Source organism: Elusimicrobiota bacterium (assembly GCA_041660185.1).
In the GTDB taxonomy this organism is placed as follows: Bacteria; Elusimicrobiota; Elusimicrobia; order 2-01-FULL-59-12; family 2-01-FULL-59-12; genus JBAZWU01.
Window position 1 is genome coordinate 1 of sequence record JBAZWU010000028.1, and the last position, 3,757, is coordinate 3,757.

Annotated in this window: 6 protein-coding genes; 1 reads left to right on the forward strand and 5 read right to left on the reverse strand. The window is 55.6% G+C overall.

All coding sequences use genetic code 11. From position 1 onward, the window contains the following. Positions 1-769 (forward strand): phosphoenolpyruvate synthase (locus WC859_10720; protein ID MFA5976619.1); only part of this gene is annotated, 769 nt, incomplete at its 5' end. Here the strand turns inward: WC859_10720 and WC859_10725 are convergent. The 5 genes from WC859_10725 to WC859_10745 all read right to left on the reverse strand — a co-directional run. Beyond that, a complete protein-coding gene (locus WC859_10725) occupies positions 760-1,548 on the reverse strand; it encodes a hypothetical protein (protein ID MFA5976620.1) in 789 nt (262 codons plus the stop codon). The two genes, WC859_10720 and WC859_10725, sit on opposite strands and share 10 nt — an antisense overlap. After that, positions 1,545-1,757, reverse strand: a complete 213-nt coding sequence (locus tag WC859_10730; protein ID MFA5976621.1) for a hypothetical protein — start codon at positions 1,755-1,757, stop codon at positions 1,545-1,547. Before WC859_10730 ends, WC859_10725 begins: the two co-directional genes overlap by 4 nt. Before the next feature lie 41 nt (positions 1,758-1,798). Continuing rightward, a complete protein-coding gene (locus WC859_10735) occupies positions 1,799-2,416 on the reverse strand; it encodes a DUF4881 domain-containing protein (GenBank protein MFA5976622.1) in 618 nt (205 codons plus the stop codon). Between the two features lie 56 nt (positions 2,417-2,472). Next, entirely contained in the window at positions 2,473-3,534 is a 1,062-nt protein-coding gene (locus WC859_10740) for a sulfite exporter TauE/SafE family protein (protein ID MFA5976623.1), read from the reverse strand. Between the two features lie 35 nt (positions 3,535-3,569). Next, on the reverse strand, positions 3,570-3,757 hold a 188-nt coding region (locus WC859_10745; GenBank protein ID MFA5976624.1), incomplete at its 5' end, for a DVU0150 family protein.

Below are 3,757 nucleotides of genomic sequence, written 5' to 3' on the forward strand. Positions count from 1 at the left end.
TCCCGGTTTTACACCGGAGCAATGCCGGACGCTGCACGACATCATGCGTCTCATCCACGAGTTTTCTTATCTGGAGATGTTCCAGATCAGCGAGATCGTTTCCGACAGAGGGGCCGGTTCGCTCAAGCTGGACGCTCCCATTCCTCTGGACCTTTTCATTATTGATCTGGGAGGCGGTTTGAGCGACGTTTCCGCGAATGCAAAAAAGGTCAAGGTGGATAAGATTACGTCGCTCCCCTTCAAAGCTCTCCTCAAGGGTATGCTCCACGACAAGCTGCGCTTCCAGAAGCCGCGCCCCGTTGAATTCGGCGGTTTTTTCTCGGTCATGCGCGAACAGATATTGGTCAATCCCAATGCCAACGAACGATTCGGTGATCGGAGCTATGCCATCATCGCGGACAAATATCTCAATTTCAGCTCGCGGGTGGGCTATCACTACAGCGTTCTGGATTGCTACTGCGGCCAGACGATCAACAAAAACTACATCACTTTTTCCTATAAGGGGGGCGCTGCCGACGATGTGCGCAGAAACCGGCGTGCCCGAAGCATCGCCATCATTCTCATGGCGCTGGATTTTTCCGTGAATGTCGAGGGGGACCGGGTGGACGCCCGCTTTCAGAAATACGAGCAATCCGTGATTGAAGAAAAACTGGATGGTCTCGGACGGTTGCTGCAGTTCACCCGGCAGATGGATATGCTGATGCGAAGCGAAGCCACTGTGGAAACGGTGGCGAAGAACTTCCTGGAGGGCAATTACGATTACGACTGATTTGAAACAATGTACCCCGGCCTGACGGCATGTTCCGGCGGAGCGACGGCCAGCGCGCCGGTATCGGTTGCTTCACGAACTTCCACCGTCCCCACCGGCTGTCCGGCCTCGGTCAGCAGCATCAGCTGCATACCGGCCTGGATGCCCTGCTTGCGTCCCAGACCAAAGTAGATTTCAACTCCTTCCGGGGTTTCCCTAACCCGGTACACCACTGCCTTGCCACTCTGTGCCATGAGTTCTTCGATGCGCCGCGAAAGCACGAAGACACCGGTAAAGGCAAAACCGATCAGCGGAAGGCAAATAGCGACGATCCACCAGGGGTGAGGGCCCAGATGACGCATGATCAGCGATCGGGAACTTCGGCGATAACTGTCCGCATCCGGATAGACACGGATCTGAAAGGTGGAAGAGGGCTTCCGGGCTGCTTTTCCCATGGAACGGACCGTCAGACTGTACTCACCCGGCGCGATTTCCGCACTCACGGCGAGAATTCCATTCCACCTGAATCCTCCAAACCAGAACCCGGGGTGTGTGGAACGGAAGGTGAGTCGGAGGAGATCGGAAGTGGCCGCATAGGTCAGGTCTTCCATGCGCTTCACTTCTTCCTCCAGCGGACCGTCGATTTCCACGGAGGCTCCGGGAAGCACTCGCATCAAATTGGCAGGCTGCCCGAAGCGGGCGCTCACGTCGTCAATCACCGCAACAAGGAAAAGAATCGAAGCGATCGTCCCCAGCGTGGCGAGCCGATTTCTCCACGGGGTGGCCTGGGCCAAATTCATGTTTGTTGCGCTTCAGGCTCCCCGGAGCGGACCCTCCTGATGACCAGTTTGGCAGCAATCAATGTGGGAATGAGCATGCCCATGAATGCCTTGAGGAAAACGGGAGTGAAATTATCCGCATCCAGGTTGGCGAAATAGATGCTGATACAAAGTTCGACCAGCACCAGGACGTCCGCCACCACCACCGCAATCTTCTGGCGCAAATTCATCTGAATCGATCCCCCTTATTCCCCCTTGCTCCGGCGATGCTCTACTTCTTGAAAATATCCGTTTTGCTCACATTCATCAATCGCCTCGCCTTGCCCTCCTCCTTATAATAGATGCGGATATCGTCGCCGCTATCCCAGGTGTCGACCGGCATGGCAAAGTACTCGTCGGGCACGGAGAATGTGGTCACGGTTTTCTGACGCTTGGAGTAGATGGTAATCGTCCTGCGGTGCGGATCCACCACGGGAAACGTCTTCGGTTTCCTGGTGACGTTGTCCAAAACCAGGGGGTCATCGGGACCCACATTTTCCTTCTGATCCACCAGGGTGTAATTGATCTTTGCAAAATTATTCAGCGCCGGAACGTATATCACGATTTCCCGATGGATGGCATCCAGTTTCATCCGTTTCCCGGGCTTGGGGTCCGCCCCCATTTCATCCGGATTTGTCGGCACCTGATAGGTGACCGGCGGCAAGTGGCTGTAATCCGGCGTATCCGGATTGGGGCTCGCATCCCTGATCATCGTCACGGTGCCTTTTTCCTTGTTGAATTCAATCACTCTTCCCTGGTCCACCTTGCCCATTTTCTGACAGCCCGCAAGCACGGCAACCAGGAGGAAAACGGCCAGCGCACTCATCGACCGGTTGACTTTCTTTGGCATCGCCTGTCTCCCTTTCTTTCTATTTCAGGATCGCTCACACCGCCGTTGGTATCCCATTATGCAGCGGACCTTGTCTTCTTGGCGGCAATTTCCTTCTTTGCCCCCTCTACCATTTTCACAGTGATATAGATCGACATGACGCTCACCAAACCCAGGATCAGGGCCGTTGAGCTGTTGTCGAAGAAAGCGCTCCACACCGGATAGGCCTTACCCAGCAGCTTCAGGATGATGGACAGCGCGCAACCGACCACGGCCAGGCCAAAAGCGATGCGAATCCCGTATCCCTTGATGTATTTGGTGGCCACCGTCCCGATCTGGGCGCCCATGGACGCACCCACCAGCATGATGATGGCCGCCACCAGCTCGGTACGGCCTTTGTAGGTATAGGTCCCCGCGCCATAGAGACCGGAGATCATGACTTCAAAAAGATCGGTGCCGACCGCCACATGAGTTGGACAGCCGATGAAATAAATCAGGGCCGGCATGCGGATCAAACCTCCACCGATGCCGAGTACCCCGGCCAGCAGGCCGGTAAGGAAACTGACGAAGATCGGGAGCCAGGCCGAACAATAAACCCCCGCCTCCTTGAAGTGAACCATCGGTGGTATCTTGATGCGGTGAAAGGTTTTGTGCCATTCGATGCCGGTCGCCAGCTTGTCGACCTCTTGTCCCGCTGCCTTGGCTGCTCTTTCCTTGCTTTTGTGTTTGGCCACATCGGAGAACACCATCCAGGCGATGAATGCCAGCAGAAACAGGTAGAGATAGCGGACAAACTTTTCCACACTCCCCAGCCGCTCCAGCCACATGACCATCTGGGCGCCCACTTCGAACCCGACAACGGTGCCGACCAGCATGATCAGACCCAATCGATAATCCACATTGCCGAATCTACCGTGGCGCATGGTGGCGATGAGCGACTTTCCCGCCATATGGGCAATGTCGGTGCCGATGGCAAAGGCCATGGGAAAACCCAAGATGTTGAGTCCCGGCGTCACCATCCAGGCGCCTCCCATGCCGAAGAAACCGCCGATGACGCCAACCCCGATCCCAAGAATGATCAGGCCGGGCCAGAAAATCTTGACTCCGGCAATGGGCATGAGAACGTATAACCAATCCATGAATCGGCCTCCTTCGGCTTTTTTGGGAAAGACGATTAATGTTCCGCCAGTTCCCGGGACTTCAAATCGATCCCGATATGGCTCATGATCAGATCGGCCAGCGTGCCGAAAATGACTCCGATAACGGGAATCAGCACCACGGTGAGAAGGGCGAAATAAAGATGGCTTTCATTGTAGAGATCCCCCCACCAGCGGAGCAACCCGGTAGCTTTTCTGGTGTCCG

Bases quoted from the DNA above. Each gene is read 5' to 3' on its own strand.
- WC859_10725 (MFA5976620.1), bottom strand. From the start codon at position 1,548: ATGAATTTGGCCCAGGCCACCCCGTGGAGAAATCGGCTCGCCACGCTG.
- WC859_10730 (MFA5976621.1), bottom strand. From the start codon at position 1,757: ATGAATTTGCGCCAGAAGATTGCGGTGGTGGTGGCGGACGTCCTGGTG.
- WC859_10735 (MFA5976622.1), bottom strand. From the start codon at position 2,416: ATGCCAAAGAAAGTCAACCGGTCGATGAGTGCGCTGGCCGTTTTCCTC.
- WC859_10740 (MFA5976623.1), bottom strand. From the start codon at position 3,534: ATGGATTGGTTATACGTTCTCATGCCCATTGCCGGAGTCAAGATTTTC.